Here is a 13,749-nt window from a genome sequence, read left to right on the forward strand (position 1 = left end):
GGGCACTCCCGAGTGAGTGCCCTTCGCTATGCGTCCTCCCGGCGCAGCCTGGCGCTGGCTTCGACGTATTTGACCAGCAACCGGGCGAACTCCAGCCGCTCTCCCTCCGGCCAGTCCCTGGTGATGTGCTCGTACGCCGCCCGCTGCGCCTTCGCGAAGCCGTCCCGCAGGTCGGCGCCCTCAGGGGTGAGCTTCAGCACGGTACGGCGGCCGTCCTCCTGCGAGGCCGCGCGAAGCAGATAACCGGCGGAGATGCAGTCGGCGACCATGCGGCTGGCCACCGACTGGTCGACCCCCAGCTCCTCGGCGAGACCGCCGACGGTCAGCTCACCGTCTCCGCCGGTGACGACGTTGAGGACCAGATTGCGGGTCGCGTCCCTGCGCGAGGCGGGCACGCGCCGCCGCAGTCGCGAGAACGCGGGCCCGATGCCGTCCAGGAGGGTTTCGTCGTTACCGCTCGTCATACGAGACATCCTAAGCGATCAAATGCTGATCCGCATACAGATGCACTACATCAAGCATGTGTATGCTGTAAGTCATGCATCTCGATGGAGGAACAGTGACCACTACAGCCGTCATCAACGCGCGCGTCTTCGACGGTGAGCGCGTACTGCCGGAGACCACCGTCGTGATCGACGGCGGGCAGATCAGCGCGGTCGGCGGCGAGACCCCTGCCGGGGCGCAGGTCGTCGACGGCAGTGGCGCGACGCTGCTGCCCGGACTGATCGACGCCCACGTGCACACCTCGGAGGAGGCCCTGGCGTACGCGCTGACGTTCGGGGTCACGACCGAGCTGGAGATGCAGGGCCTGTGGACCAAGCCCAACCGCGCCCGCGTCAGCGACGACGATCGCCTGGCCGACGTACGATCGGCGGGGTTCGGCATCACGCCGCCCGGCGGGCATCCGAGCGAGCTGTTCCCCAAGGGCAAGCGCCCCGGCGGGGACCGGCCGCACGGCGGCGACCTCGTGATGCCGTTCTCGACGACGCCGGAGGAAGCGCGGAGTTTCGTGCCGAAGCTCGTCGCGGCGGGCTCGGACTACATCAAGTTCATGATCGACGACGGCACGGTCGAGGGCCATCCGGGCCTGCCCATGCTCGACCAGGCGACGCTGAACGCGGGGGTCGCCGAGGCCCACCGGCACGGGATGCTGACCGTCGCCCACACCCTCACCCTCGACGCGACGCGCATGGCGATCGAGGCCGGCATCGACGGGCTCGTCCACCTGTTCATGGACCGGCCGCACAACGACGAGATCGTGGAGCTGATCGCCGGGTCCGGCGCGTTCGTCGTGCCCTGCGTGGTGCTGGACGCGTCGATGATGGGGATCACCGGCGCGCCTCTCGCGCAGGACCCGCGCGTCAGCTCCCGTCTCGACGAGGCGTGGCTGAAGACGCTGAGCAGCAGCTTCGACCGCTACCCGCAGGGCCGGCTCGGCGACGTGCTGGACTCGGTCGGGGCGCTCCACGCGGCCGGCGTCGATCTGATCGCCGGGACCGACGCCTCCTTCCCCGTGCCGTTCCTGGGCGGCGTCGCCCATGGCGCCAGTGTCCACCAGGAGCTGGCCTACCTCGTCCAGGCGGGCCTGACGCCCGCCGAGGCGTTGCGGGCGGCGACCCGCACACCCGCGCGCCGCTTCGGGCTCGGCGACCGTGGCCGCATCGCCGCCGGTCAGCGCGCCGACCTACTCCTCGTGGACGGCGATCCGACGACCGACATCGATGACACGCTGAACATCCGGGCCGTGTGGCGCAGGGGCGCACGACTCGCCGCCGGTCAGGGCCGTACTTCGTAGACGATGTTGAACGGGGTCTCCGCCACTCGGGCGAACCGGCTGAACCCCGCGTCGGTGGCCAGCCTCCGCACCGGCTCCTCGCCGGCCTGCGCGCCGAGCGAGTAGCCGCCCTCCTGCGACAGGGCGTTCGGCACGCACAGGAACGCCGAGAACGCGTAGTAGACGCGGCCCACGGGGTTCATGTTCTCGCTCACCGATGCCCCCGCGGCCGGCTCCACGATCATCCAGGTGCCGTCCTCCGCCAGCTGCTCGCGTACACGCCGGGCGGCCGCGAGCGGGTCCCCCATGTCATGCAGGGCGTCGAACGTGGTCACCAGGTCGTACGGTCCGCCGTCGAAGGTCTGCGCGCTGGCCAGCTGGAACCGGACCCGGCCCTCGATCCCCAGGTCGGAGGCCCGCTTGCGCGCCTGCTCGACGGAGTCGCCGTGGTAGTCGGAGCCGATGAACACCGACTCGGGATACTCCTGCGCCATCAGCGTCGTGGAGGCGCCGTGCCCGCATCCGACGTCGGCGACCCGGATCCCGGCGCGGAGCCTGGCCTCGACGCCGTCGAGCGCGGGCAGCCAGGCGGAGACCAGGTTGGCGCTGTAGCCGGGCCGGAAGAAGCGCTCGCACCCGGCGAACACGTCCGCGTCGTGCTGGTGCCAGCCGACGCCCTCGCCGGTGCGGAACGCCTTCGTGATCTCCGGCTCCGCCTTCAGCGCGCCGAGGGCGAGCTGGAATGCGCCGGGCATGAAGACGGGGCCGTCCGGATCGGTCAGCGCGAACGCCTGCTCCTCGGTCAAGGAGTACTCCCCCGTGGCGGCGTCGTACATGACATAGCCGCCGGCGGCCTGGCCGCGCAGCCACTCCTCGACGTAGCGCGGCGTCGTGCCCGTGCGTTCCGCCAGCTGCTCCGGCAGCAGCGGCCGGTCGGCGAGCGCCCGGTAGAGCCCCAGCCGGTCGCCGACCACGACGCCGCCCGCCGCCATCGTCGCCCCCAGGTCACCGACGAACTTGTGCAGAAAATCCATGAGACGGTCTTCGTTCACTGCCATGACTCTCCCTCGTTCCCCCCGCCGTGCCCGTGCACGGTTCCCTGACCCCCAAGAAAACCGCCCAGCTCCGCGCCGGGACAGCTCCACTCAGGGCGCGGAGGACCGGCTTAGTGGTCCTGTCCTGGACGTGCGGGTCAGGCGCCGTTCCTGGGCGTCCTGTCCCGGCCGGCCGCGATGGCTGCGCGGGTGTCGCGGAGGTAGCCGGCGACGTACGGGTGCGCCGGGTAGAGCGCCCGCACCTGGCGGAACTTGGGCAGCGCCGCCCGGTAGCGCCTGGCGAAGAAGTCGTCGAGCGCGGCGCCGTACAGCAGCGAGGTCCTGGACTGGACCGGCTTGACCCCCGCGGCGGCGAGGTGCTTCTTGATGATGCCCACCGGCAGGATGTAGCTCTGGTTCTCCTGGGCGTCGTCGCCCGTGCCGGCGATCAGCGTGCCGATCACGCGGCCGCGCTTGTCGAACACCGGGCCGCCCGAGTTGCCCCCGTATGACGGGGCCTGCGCCTGGATGTACGGCACCCCGGAGATGGTCGTGCGCCTGGCGTTGAAGGCGCCCTGGGTCAGCGCCGGGTACATCTTGGACTTGGGGTTGAAGGCCGGGCTCGTGGTGATGACCCCGGGGAACCCGTTGATGTACAGCTCGTCGCCCACCTGCACGTCGGCGTCGGAGCCGAGCGGCACGGTGGGCAGGTTCCTGGCGCCGTTCAGCTTGAGCAGGGCGAAGTCCTCGCCCGGGTAGTCCAGGCCCCTGGCCACCAGCCGCAGCGGGGTGACCTTGGAGGTGGCGTCGCGCCCGCCGCCGGGCAGCGCGCGTACGACGCCGATGCCGCGCCGTACGCCGGTCACCCGCATGTTCTTGGTGTTGAACCCGCCGAACAGCGTCCCGGCCAGCCGGACCATCTCGTCGTCCGGCTGAGCGACGCCCACGATGCTCTTGAGGTAGTTCTTGACCTCTTGGGCGTTGATGACGGGCAGCACCCCTGCGCCGAACCGCTGGCGCAGGAGCGAGTTGGCGAAGCCGACGCAGTGGGAGCCGGTCACCATGTACCCGTTGGGGGTGATCCACCATCCGGTGCAGTGGCCGCCGACGCTCTGGTTCTTCAGCTTGATGCTCTGCTTGGCCGGCTTGAGGTAGCGGCTGACGTTCGCGGAGGCCGTACGCAGGATCCACTTGATCTGGCTCTGCTGGTCGGACGGGATGCGACCGGCCTTCGCGTGCTTGCGCGCCCTGGCGGTGAGCGCGTCGAACGCCCTGGTACGGCTGGGCACCGGCACCAGCACCGTCCCGGTGTACCGCAGCTCGATCAGGACCACCGCGGGGTCGCTCCGGGCCGCCAGCCGGGTGCCGACCGCCACGTCCTCCGGTTTCGAGACCTGTTTCGCGCCGTCGGCCAGCGCGTTTCCCTGCGCTAACGTGGCCACGGTCAGGATCGCGCCCGTCATCGCGGCGATCCGCATTCCCGGCTTGCTCATCGTCACACCCGTCTTCCCGTCGTTCCCCTGTGCCCGGAGTGTGTGGCGGCCCGCTGGAATTTCGCTTGTAATCCACATACGGGGATGTCACGGGATGTCACCGCCGGCGTTATCGTGCGAGTCGTGACCGGTCCCGCGCAGCGGCCGCTGCTCTTCCTCGACGTCGACGGCCCGCTCATCCCGTTCGGCGCGCCGCCGCCGCACGGCTACCCGATCCACGGGCCTGCGGCGACGGGCGCGAACCCGCTGCTGGCCAGGATCGATCCCGCGCACGGGCGACGGCTGGCGGCGCTGCAGTGCGACCTGGTCTGGGCCACGACCTGGATGGACGACGCGAACGACTGCGTCGCGCCACGGCTCGGCCTGCCACGCTTGCCGGTGGTGCGCTGGCCTGAGCCGTCCGACGTCGATGCGCTGGACGCGTGGAACGGGCTGCACGGGAAGACCCGTACGCTCGTCGGCTGGGCGGCGGGGCGGCCGTTCGCCTGGGTCGACGACGAGCTCACCGACGCCGATCGGGCCTGGGTGGCCGCGCACCACCGCGGGCACGCCCTGCTCCAGCGCGTCGATCCCGGTCAGGGGCTCGGCGACGCCGACTACGCCGCTCTGGAGGAGTGGTCGCGCCGGGTGAGCGGCCTTTGACGCCTCACGACTGACTGCCCGGCTGGTCGGGGCGGAGGGCGCGGATCAGTACGGGCAGGGCGGCGAGCAGGGCGAGCCCGCGCAGCGCGCCCGCGACGAGGTACGGCGCGCGCAGCCCGAACGCGTGCGCCACCACGCCCCCGGCCAGCGCGCCCAGCGGGATCAGCCCCCAGCCGATCATCCTGTAGACGCTGTTCACCCGGCCGAGCAGCCCGGACGGCACGAGCTCCTGCCTGAGGCCGACGGTCACGATGTTCCACAGCATGATGACGAAGCCGTTGACCGCCAGCAGGACGCCGAGCACGATCGCGTCCGGGCTGAGCCCGATCCCGGCGAAGACGGCCGCGTTCGTGGCGAGGGCGGCGAGGAGGGCGGGCAGCGGCCCGATCATGGTGATGACCCGGGCGTTGACCAGGGCTCCGAGCAGACTGCCGACGGCGGCGCCGGCGAGCAGCAGGCCGTAGGCGCGCGCGCTGAGCCCCAGCGTCTGGGTCGCGAGGAGGGCGAGCGTCGCGTTGGCGAGCTGGCCGCAGAACGTGTTGACGCCGAGGAGGATCGCGAGTGTGCGCAGCAGGCGGTGCCGGGCCAGCCAGCGCAGCCCGTCCGCGATCTCCGCCCCCATCCGTAAACCGTGGGACGGCGAGTGGGCGCCGCGCCGCCGGGGCAGGGTGGCCAGCAGGGCGGCGGCCAGGGCGAGCGCGCCCGCCGCCAGCCCGTACGGCAGCGCCACCCCCACCGCGAACAGCAGGCTGCCGACCGGCGGCCCCGCGAACTGCAGGCCGATCGTGGTGATCGTCTGCTGGTGCCCGTTCGCCCGGTGCAGCAGCGGCCTGGCGACGAGGTCCGGCAGGATCGCCTGCGCCGCGTTGCCGAAGACGACCGCGCACGCCCCCAGCCCGAACGCCGCCACCACCAGCACCGGAATGCCGATCCGCCCGTACGCGGCCAGGATCGCGAGCACGCCGGCCAGCACCGCCTGGACCGCCTGCGCCCACCGCAGCAGGGCGACGCGGTCGTACCGGTCGACGAGCGCCCCGACCGGCAACGACAGCAGCAACCAGGGCAGATACGTCGCCGCGGCCACGAAGGAGACGAGCCGCGGATCGGTCGTGACCGCGACGGCCAGCAGCGGGACCACCGCCGCGAACACCCCGTCGCCGACGGCGCTGATCCCCGTCACCCACCAGAACCGCCAGTAGCGCCCGGACAAGCGAGGCTCGGTGTACGTCATCCCGGGATCTTCACGCGCCGAACCCGCGGCACGACACCATTTAGCCCAGCACTACATAATCAACTATGGCCCTGACGATCCGGCTCGGCGTGGACGAGCTGGCGGCAACCCGATTCGCGATCTCGCCGCTGTCGGAGACGGTGTCCTGCCTGCAGCAACTGGCCGACCTCGATCGGCAGGCGGCCAACCTGCCCTGGCTGCGCTGGGCGCTGGACAGCCTCGCCGCCGAGCCGCTCGACCTGTCGCACACGTGGCCGCTGCTCGTGAGCGACCGGCCGAACTGGCCGGAGTTCCTGGTGCCCGCCCCGTCCGGCGCCGGAACGTCCATCGACGAGGACCTGGCCGCCCTGCGGCGGACGACGGCGCGGCAGGTGCGGGTGAGCCTGCGAAGGGTGTTCGGCGCGAACCCTCCGGAACCCGTCGCGGCGCTGGCCGCCCGGCCGGCCGCGGGCCTGCGCGCGATCGCCGTGGAACTGCGCGCGGCGCACGACCGGCTCGTCGCGCCGCACTGGTCGCGCATCCGGGCCGTGCTCGACGCCGACGTGGTCCATCGCGCGAAGCAGTTCGCCGCGGGCGGCGCCGAGCGGCTGTTCGCCGACCTGCATCCGGATCTGCGCTGGCGCGACGGCCGGCTGATGCTGGGCGGAGAGCGCTGGCAGGCCGAGGGCGTCGTGGATCGCGGTCCCGGCGGGCTGGTCCTCATGCCGGTCGCCATCGGCTCGTCGTACGTGCTGATCAAGAAGCGGACGTCCACGCAGACCACCGTGCGCTACCCGGCGCGAGGCGTCGGGACGCTGTGGACGGCGGGTACGCGGGCGCCGGCGGGCAGCACGGTCAGGCTGCTCGGCCGGGCGCGCGCGGAGCTGCTGGAGGCGCTGCGCTCTCCCGCGACGACGACGGACCTGGCCCGCGCGCTCGGCGTGACGCCGAGCGCGGTGTCGCAGCACCTCGGCGTCCTGCGCGAGAACGGGCTCGTCACGCGGGAGCGCTGCGGGCGCAACGTCCTGTACCTGATGACTCCGCTCGGAGCGTCCTTGTGCGGCCACCGGCCCTGACCACTACCGGAGCAAGGCTGTTCGTGGGCGGGCTGCTCACGTACGTGGCGACCGGACCCGAGGCATGGAGCGACCTGTAGCGGGTCAGTCGGTGCCGAACTCCATCGCGGCGTGGTCGAGCAGCGCCTCGTCGTCGGGGACCTCGCCGCGGGAGGCGATCGCCTCGGCCCCGCCCTCCGGCATCTCGCCGATCAGCCCGGTCGAGGCGGCCGGCGCGGCGACGATCAACGTCGGGTGCGGGCCGCCGAGCAGGCCGAGCCCGGCGTACTGCTCCAGCTTGGCGCGCGTGTCGGCGATGTCGAGGTTGCGCATGGTGAGCTGGCCGATGCGGTCGACCGGCCCGAACGCGGAGTCCACAGTCCGTTCCATGGACAGCTTGTCCGGGTGGTAGCTGAACGCCGGCCCTGACGTGGACAGGATGGAGTAGTCCTCGCCGCGCCGCAGCCGCAGCGTCACCTCGCCGGTGACCGCGGTGCCGACCCAGCGCTGCAGCCCCTCGCGCAGCATCAGCGCCTGCGGGTCCAGCCAGCGGCCTTCGTACAGGAGGCGGCCCAGCCGGCGGCCGTCGCTGTAGTAGCTGGCGAGGGTGTCCTCGTTGTGAATCGCGTTGACCAGCCGCTCGTAGGCGGCGTGCAGCAACGCCATCCCCGGCGCCTCGTAGATGCCACGGCTCTTGGCTTCGATGATCCGGTTCTCGATCTGGTCGGACATGCCCAGGCCGTGCCGGCCGCCGATGGCGTTGGCCTCCAGGACCAGATCGACGGCGGAGGCGAACTCCTTGCCGTCGATCGTCACCGGCCGGCCCTGCTCGAAGGCGATCGTGATGTCCTCGGTGGGGATCTCGACGTCGGGGTCCCAGGACCGGACGCCCATGATCGGCTCGACGATCTCGATGCCCGCGTCGAGGTGCTCCAGAGACTTGGCCTCGTGGGTGGCGCCCCAGATGTTCGCGTCGGTGGAGTAGGCCTTCTCCGTGCTGTCCCGATAGGGCAGGCGGCGGTCGAGCAGCCACTCGGACATCTCCGTACGGCCGCCGAGCTCGCCCACGAAGTCGGCGTCCAGCCACGGCTTGTAGATCCGCAGGGAGGGGTTGGCGAGCAGGCCGTAGCGGTAGAACCGCTCGATGTCGTTGCCCTTGAAGGTCGAGCCGTCGCCCCAGATCTGCACGCCGTCCTCGAGCATGGCGCGTACGAGCAGGGTGCCCGTGACGGCCCGCCCGAGCGGGGTGGTGTTGAAGTAGGTACGGCCGCCGGACCGGATGTGGAACGCCCCGCAGGCCAGGGCCGCGAGCCCTTCCTCCACGAGGGCGGCCCGGCAGTCGACCAGCCGGGCGATCTCCGCGCCGTACGCGGTGGCGCGACCGGGGACCGAAGCGATGTCGGGCTCGTCGTACTGGCCGATGTCAGCGGTGTAGGTGCACGGGACGGCACCTTTCTCGCGCATCCATGCGACCGCTACCGAGGTGTCGAGACCGCCAGAGAAGGCGATGCCGACACGTTCACCGACAGGCAGAGAATTGAGCACCTTGGACACGAGTAGAAGTATATACATAGCAATGCATGGCCATGCAATGCGGGTGCCTGCCGAACATGAAGTGATGTTCACGAATACTCATGGACCCCGATGACAGGCCTGCGACGGCTCAGCTCAGCAGCTCGCGGGCCAGCGCCTCGCGCCACCACCGCTCGACCCGGTCCGGCGGCCAGCCGCGTTCGGCGGTGAGCGTGGTGTAGACGTCGATGCTGCACAGGCCCGCGTAGACGTCGGCGGCCGCAGGCACGTCGAGCCCCGCGCGAAGGACGCCGGGCGCCCAGGAGGAGAACACCGTCGTGCGGGTCCCGTCGGCCCGCGCGCGCCCGTCGCGGTAGACGGTGGCCAGCTCAGGCTCGGTACGCCCGGCCTCGCGCAGCAGCATGATGACGTCCCCCGCGCGCTCGTACAGGCGCCGGTCGAAGCCGGCCATCGCGGCGAGCTGCCGGCGGGGATCGGCCTCGGCCGCCTCCAGCTCCGCGAGCTGCTGGGCCAGGTCGGCCGACAGATCGGCGGCGTCCGCCAGCGCCCGGGTCAGCCCGGCCTTGTTGCCGTACACCGAATAGACCGTCGGCACGGAGACCCCGGCCTCGCGCGCCACGTCGCGCACGGTCGTCGCGGCCCAGCCCCGCTCCGTGAAGAGCCGGCGGGCGGCGCGGGCGATCTCGGCGCGGGTCTCCAGCGCCTGCGTCGTACGGCGCAACGAGTCGTAACGGCGCTGGACCGTCTCTTCCCCCATGACTCGCCACCTTAAAGGGTTTACGCTACTTATATTCAATATAAGCTACGTAAACGGAGGCACCACCATGCGCTTCTCCCGGATCAGCGGCATCGCCGCCGTCGGGTTCGCCACGACGATCGTGGGCGCCAACCTGATCATGGCTCCGGCCGGAATGCCGGTCACGGGGGCCGGAATCGACGAGGTCAACGCCTTCTTCGGCGCGAACGGCCACATCGTCGGCCTCGGCACCGCCCTCACTCCCCTCGCCTGGGTGCTGGCCACCGTGTTCGGCGCGGGCGCGGTCGCCGTGATGTGGACCTCCGAACGCGCGCGCGGCGAGGCCTGGTCCCTGGTCGGCTTCACTGGCCTGATCCTGCAGAACGCCACGTTCGCCGGCGTCAGCGCGGGCCGCCTCGCCCTGGCCAGGACGGCCCCCGCCGACCCTGGGGCGACCCCGGCGCTGTGGGCGTGGCACGACGCGGTGTTCACGCTCAACGGCACGTTCCTGGCGATCGCCCTCGTCGGCCTGTCGATGGCCGGCCTCCGCACGAAGCTCATCCGCCCCTGGCACGGCGTGCTGGGGTTCGTGGCGGCCGCGCTCCAGCTCACGTCCGCCTGCCTCGCCTTCGTGATCATGCGGGCGGAGGGCCCGCTCGGCCTCATCGGCCTGACGGGCTGGCTGCTCTGGGTGGTCTGGATCGTCCTGTACGGCGTCCGCCTGATCCGGGCCACGTAAGGCCCGGACCCCGTACGCCGGCTCAGACGGTGATCACGACCTTGCCCTTGGCGTGTCCGCGCTCGACGTACCCGACGGCCTCGGAGATCCGGTCCAGCGGGTAGGTCCGGTCGATGACCGGGCGGATCCTGCCGGATTCGATCAGCTCGCCGAGTGCCGCGAGGTCGGCCTTGCGCGCCCTGGCCAGGAAGAACAGCAGCCGCTGCGGCACCACCAGGGAGAGCAGCACCACCTTGAGCATCCCGATCACCGGGCCGAGCCACAGCCCCTCGAAGGGGGCCGCTTCCACGAAGACGCCCTTGCGGGCGAGGACGCGCCTGTTCTCGGTGATGGTCCGGTTCGCCACCAGGTCGAACACGATGTCGTAGCGCTTGCCCGTGCGGGTGTAGTCCTGCTTGGTGTAGTCGATGACGTGGTCGGCGCCCAGCGACCGGACCAGCTCCACGTTCGGCGTGCTGCACACGCCGGTCACCTCGGCTCCCAGCGCCTTGGCGATCTGCACCGCCATCGTCCCCACGCCCCCGGCCGCGCCGTTGATCAGCACCTTGTGACCGGGACGGACGCGTCCCTTGTCGCGCAGCCCTTGCAGGGCGGAGATCGCTCCCTGCGAGACGGCCGCCGCCTGCTCGAAGGTCAGGCCGGCCGGCTTCTTGAGGATCATGGCGTCCTGGGGGAAGACGGCGTACTCGGCGAAGGACGCGCTGCGTGCCTTGAGCGGGACGCCGCTGCCGCCGTAGACCTCGTCGCCCGGCCGGAACTCGGTGACGTTCTTGCCCACCGCCTCGACGCAGCCCGCGACGTCGTTGCCCAGCGCGTTGACCTTGGGGCGCGACAGGCCCATCTGCAGGCGGGCGAAGTAGGGGGCGCCCCGCATGCCGTGCCAGTCCAATGGGTTGACCGCGGCGGCCCGTACCCGGATCAGCACGTCGTCGTCGCCGACGGCGGGCACGTCGGCGTCCTCGACCTGGAGGACCTCGGGCGGTCCGTAAGCGTAGAAGCGGACCGCCTTCATGGTGCCGGGAGGGGGTCCGGGCTCGACACGGCTGACCCCCGCTTGCTGCATCGCTGCTTTCTCAGCCATGTCTCTCAGCGTCGGGCAGCACGCCGCTCGGCGAAATCACGGAAATTCGTGATTATTCGTGATTTCGTGGGCCCAGCCGCGCGGCGCGCCGGTAGTAGTGTCCGAGCCATCATGGCCAGACCCCCGCGCCGCCTGGGAAACCTGCCGGCTGAGGCGACCAGCTTCGTCGGCCGCCGCCGCGAGCTCACGGAGGTCAGGAAGCGGCTCACCGAGGCCCGTCTGATCACCCTCGCCGGGCCGGGCGGAGTGGGCAAGACGCGCCTCGCGATCCGGCTGGCGAACACCCTCGGGCGCGCGTTCACCGGCGGCGCGTGGCTGGTCGAGCTGGCCGAGGTACGGGACTCCGCGCTGGTCGGCGACGCCGTCATGGCCGCGCTCGACCTGCGGGACCAGGCCGCGGCCACGCCCTCGTCCGTGCTGCTGTCGTACTTGCGGGACAAGAGGCTGCTGCTGGTGGTGGACAACTGCGAGCACCTGCTGGCGGCCACCGCCGGGCTGGTCGCGGACGTCCTGCGGGCCGCACCGGGCGTACGGGTGATCGCGACGAGCCGGGAGCCGCTGTCGGTGCCTGGGGAGCACGTGGTCCCCGTGCCGTCACTCGACCTGCCGCGCGCCGGCCTGCCGCTCGCGGGGCTGCGGCAGAACGAGGCGGTCATGCTGTTCGCGGCGCGGGCCGCGGCGGCGTCCGGGGCGTTCGAGCTGACCGCGGCGAACCAGGCGGCCGTGGCCGACCTCTGCCGCCGCCTCGACGGCCTGCCGCTGGCGATCGAGCTGGCCGCCGTACGGACGCGGGTCCTGAGCGCCGAGCAGATCCTCGGCCGCCTGGCCGACCGGTTCGGCCTGCTCACCGGCGGCGGGCGGGCCGCGCTCCCCCGCCACCAGACGCTGCGCACGACCATCGACTGGAGCCACGACCTGCTGACGGCGGGCGAGCAGGCGCTGCTGCGGCGGCTGTGCGTGTTCGCGGGGCGGTTCACGCTGGAGGACATCGAGGCGGTATGCGCGTACGGGGACGACGTGTCCGCGCTGGACCTGCTGTCCTCGCTCGTCGACAAGTCCCTGGTGCTGAAGGAGGACGTCAGGGGCCTGGCCTGCTACCGCCTGCACGAGACGATGCGCGAGTACGCCGTGCTCAGGCTGCGCGAGGCCGGCGAGCAGGAGGCGCTCGGGCGCCGATACGCCGGCTACTACACCGCTCGATGCCGGCGCGACGCGGCCACGGCCCGGCAGCGGCTCGCCGAGTGGCTCGACTGGATGGACCTGGAGATCGACAACCTCCGATCGGTCCTCCGTGGCTGCCTGACCGGCGGAGACCCCGGCCGCGGCCTGTCCCTGATGTACGCCATCGGCTACTACTGGGTCACCCGTGCCGTCAACGAGGGCGTCCGATGGCTCGACGAGCTGCTCGCATCCGGCGGCGGTCCGCAGGAGCGGGCCCAGGGGTGGTTCATGCGCGGCTTCCTGGCCGTGCTGCAGTCGGACGCGGCAGCCGCCAGACCGGCGCTCGACGCGGCGGTGACCTGCGCGCGGGAGTCCGGGCCGGCGCCCGCGCTCGGGCCCGTGCTGGCGCAGTCGCTCTCGCTGGCCTCGATCGCCGCGGCCATGGCGGGCGACCGTCAGGCGGCCGATCGGCTGGCCGGCGAGGCGCACGTCGTCACGACGGGTCTCGGCGACGACGCCGCCACGCTCATGTTCCTGCAGTCGCGGGCGCTCGTCGGCCTGTTCGACGGGGATCTCGACGTGGTCAGAGCCGTGTCGGCGGAGGGCGTACGCCTCGGCCGGGCGACGGGTGACCTCTACAGCCTCGACATGATGCTGGTGAACCTGGGCGCCGCCACGCTGATCGCCGGCGACTTCGACGAGGCGGAGCCGCTGCTCACCGAGGCGTTGCGGATCGCGTACCGGATCGACGACCGGGTCGGCCAGTACGTCCTGCTCGACGCCCTGGGCTGCCACGCCGCGGGCACCGGCCAGGCGCGGCGGGCGGCGCGGCTGCTGGGGGCGGCAAAGACCGTACGGGCAGGGGCCGGGGCGAGCATCCTCCCCTACCTCGCGCCCTTGCTGGCCGGGGCCGAGGAGGCGGGGGTGGCGGCGCTCGGAGCGTCCGGATTCGCGGCCGAGTTCGCGGCGGGAGAACGCCTGAGCAGGGACGCCGCCGTCGCGCTGGCGCTCGGGGAGCCGGCTCCGGAGTCCGTGGCGGCGGCGGAGGAATCGCCGCTCGGCCGGCGGGAGGCCGAGGTGGCGCGGCTGGTCGCCGACGGGCTCAGCAACAAGCAGATCGGCGCCCGCCTGTTCATCTCCGAGCACACGGTGGACAGCCACGTCCGCAGCATCCTGAACAAGCTCGGCGTCAACTCACGGGCGCAGATCGCCGCCTGGATGGCATCGTCGAGCCAGTAGGGGCAACCGCACGCCGCCGATCTCCAGCACCGCCGTCATAACGAATGTCCAT

Annotated in this window: 12 protein-coding genes; 5 read left to right on the forward strand and 7 right to left on the reverse strand. The window is 71.8% G+C overall.

The genetic code is table 11. The annotated features are described in order from the left end of the window. Positions 1–26 precede the first annotated feature (26 nt). Complete coding sequence (locus ABEA43_RS31215; RefSeq protein ID WP_345567404.1) at positions 27–464, reverse strand: MarR family winged helix-turn-helix transcriptional regulator; 438 nt, start codon at positions 462–464, stop codon at positions 27–29. Positions 465–559: 95 nt separating this feature from the next. Between ABEA43_RS31215 and ABEA43_RS31220 the strand changes: the two genes are divergently transcribed. Beyond that, positions 560–1,795, forward strand: a complete 1,236-nt coding sequence (locus tag ABEA43_RS31220) for an amidohydrolase family protein (protein WP_345567406.1) — start codon at positions 560–562, stop codon at positions 1,793–1,795. Here ABEA43_RS31220 and ABEA43_RS31225 read toward each other — a convergent pair. Then, the gene (locus ABEA43_RS31225) at positions 1,777–2,832 is read right to left on the reverse strand and encodes a class I SAM-dependent methyltransferase (protein ID WP_345567408.1); all 1,056 of its coding nucleotides are present in this window, start codon (positions 2,830–2,832) and stop codon (positions 1,777–1,779) included. The two genes, ABEA43_RS31220 and ABEA43_RS31225, sit on opposite strands and share 19 nt — an antisense overlap. Positions 2,833–2,966: 134 nt before the next feature. After that, entirely contained in the window at positions 2,967–4,301 is a 1,335-nt protein-coding gene (locus ABEA43_RS31230) for a trypsin-like peptidase domain-containing protein (protein ID WP_345567410.1), read from the reverse strand. A 123-nt stretch (positions 4,302–4,424) separates the two neighbouring features. On the opposite strand from ABEA43_RS31230, the gene ABEA43_RS31235 reads away from it, so the two are divergent. Further along, a complete protein-coding gene (locus tag ABEA43_RS31235) occupies positions 4,425–4,943 on the forward strand; it encodes an HAD domain-containing protein (protein WP_345567412.1) in 519 nt (172 codons plus the stop codon). Between the two features lie 4 nt (positions 4,944–4,947). Here the strand turns inward: ABEA43_RS31235 and ABEA43_RS31240 are convergent, their stop codons facing one another. Next, positions 4,948–6,174 carry an MFS transporter gene (locus tag ABEA43_RS31240; RefSeq protein WP_345567414.1) on the reverse strand — a complete coding sequence of 409 codons (1,227 nt, stop codon included), beginning with the start codon at positions 6,172–6,174 and terminating at the stop codon, positions 4,948–4,950. Positions 6,175–6,239: 65 nt separating this feature from the next. Between ABEA43_RS31240 and ABEA43_RS31245 the strand changes: the two genes are divergently transcribed. Then, the gene (locus ABEA43_RS31245) at positions 6,240–7,229 is read left to right on the forward strand and encodes an ArsR/SmtB family transcription factor (protein ID WP_345567416.1); all 990 of its coding nucleotides are present in this window, start codon (positions 6,240–6,242) and stop codon (positions 7,227–7,229) included. An 84-nt stretch (positions 7,230–7,313) separates the two neighbouring features. Here ABEA43_RS31245 and argG read toward each other — a convergent pair whose 3' ends face one another. Together argG and ABEA43_RS31255 are read right to left on the reverse strand one after the other, a co-directional pair. Beyond that, positions 7,314–8,762, reverse strand: a complete 1,449-nt coding sequence (gene argG, locus ABEA43_RS31250) for an argininosuccinate synthase (protein WP_345567418.1) — start codon at positions 8,760–8,762, stop codon at positions 7,314–7,316. Positions 8,763–8,871: 109 nt separating this feature from the next. Then, on the reverse strand, positions 8,872–9,498 hold the full coding sequence (locus ABEA43_RS31255; RefSeq protein ID WP_345567420.1) for a TetR/AcrR family transcriptional regulator: 627 nt from the start codon (positions 9,496–9,498) through the stop codon (positions 8,872–8,874). Between the two features lie 67 nt (positions 9,499–9,565). Here ABEA43_RS31255 and ABEA43_RS31260 point away from each other — a divergent pair, with 67 nt between their 5' ends. After that, complete coding sequence (locus tag ABEA43_RS31260) at positions 9,566–10,216, forward strand: hypothetical protein (protein ID WP_345567422.1); 651 nt, start codon at positions 9,566–9,568, stop codon at positions 10,214–10,216. 22 nt (positions 10,217–10,238) lie between these two features. Here ABEA43_RS31260 and ABEA43_RS31265 read toward each other — a convergent pair whose 3' ends face one another. Next, positions 10,239–11,297: an NAD(P)-dependent alcohol dehydrogenase gene (locus ABEA43_RS31265; protein ID WP_345567424.1), complete on the reverse strand. Its 1,059-nt coding sequence runs from the start codon at positions 11,295–11,297 to the stop codon at positions 10,239–10,241. A gap of 111 nt (positions 11,298–11,408) precedes the next feature. Here ABEA43_RS31265 and ABEA43_RS31270 point away from each other — a divergent pair, with 111 nt between their 5' ends. After that, positions 11,409–13,697 carry a LuxR C-terminal-related transcriptional regulator gene (locus tag ABEA43_RS31270; protein WP_345567426.1) on the forward strand — a complete coding sequence of 763 codons (2,289 nt, stop codon included), beginning with the start codon at positions 11,409–11,411 and terminating at the stop codon, positions 13,695–13,697. Positions 13,698–13,749 lie beyond the last annotated feature (52 nt).

The sequence above is a fragment of the Nonomuraea rosea genome (assembly GCF_039539705.1).
GTDB classification, from domain to species: Bacteria; Actinomycetota; Actinomycetes; order Streptosporangiales; family Streptosporangiaceae; genus Nonomuraea; species Nonomuraea rosea.

Excerpts from the sequence above, each read along its gene's own strand:
- ABEA43_RS31215 (WP_345567404.1), bottom strand. The coding sequence starts at position 464 with ATGACGAGCGGTAACGACGAAACCCTCCTGGACGGCATCGGGCCCGCG.
- ABEA43_RS31225 (WP_345567408.1), bottom strand. The coding sequence starts at position 2,832 with ATGGCAGTGAACGAAGACCGTCTCATGGATTTTCTGCACAAGTTCGTC.
- ABEA43_RS31230 (WP_345567410.1), bottom strand. The coding sequence starts at position 4,301 with ATGAGCAAGCCGGGAATGCGGATCGCCGCGATGACGGGCGCGATCCTG.
- ABEA43_RS31240 (WP_345567414.1), bottom strand. The coding sequence starts at position 6,174 with ATGACGTACACCGAGCCTCGCTTGTCCGGGCGCTACTGGCGGTTCTGG.
- ABEA43_RS31245 (WP_345567416.1), top strand. The coding sequence starts at position 6,240 with ATGGCCCTGACGATCCGGCTCGGCGTGGACGAGCTGGCGGCAACCCGA.
- ABEA43_RS31255 (WP_345567420.1), bottom strand. The coding sequence starts at position 9,498 with ATGGGGGAAGAGACGGTCCAGCGCCGTTACGACTCGTTGCGCCGTACG.
- ABEA43_RS31260 (WP_345567422.1), top strand. The coding sequence starts at position 9,566 with ATGCGCTTCTCCCGGATCAGCGGCATCGCCGCCGTCGGGTTCGCCACG.
- ABEA43_RS31265 (WP_345567424.1), bottom strand. The coding sequence starts at position 11,297 with ATGGCTGAGAAAGCAGCGATGCAGCAAGCGGGGGTCAGCCGTGTCGAG.
- ABEA43_RS31270 (WP_345567426.1), top strand. The coding sequence starts at position 11,409 with ATGGCCAGACCCCCGCGCCGCCTGGGAAACCTGCCGGCTGAGGCGACC.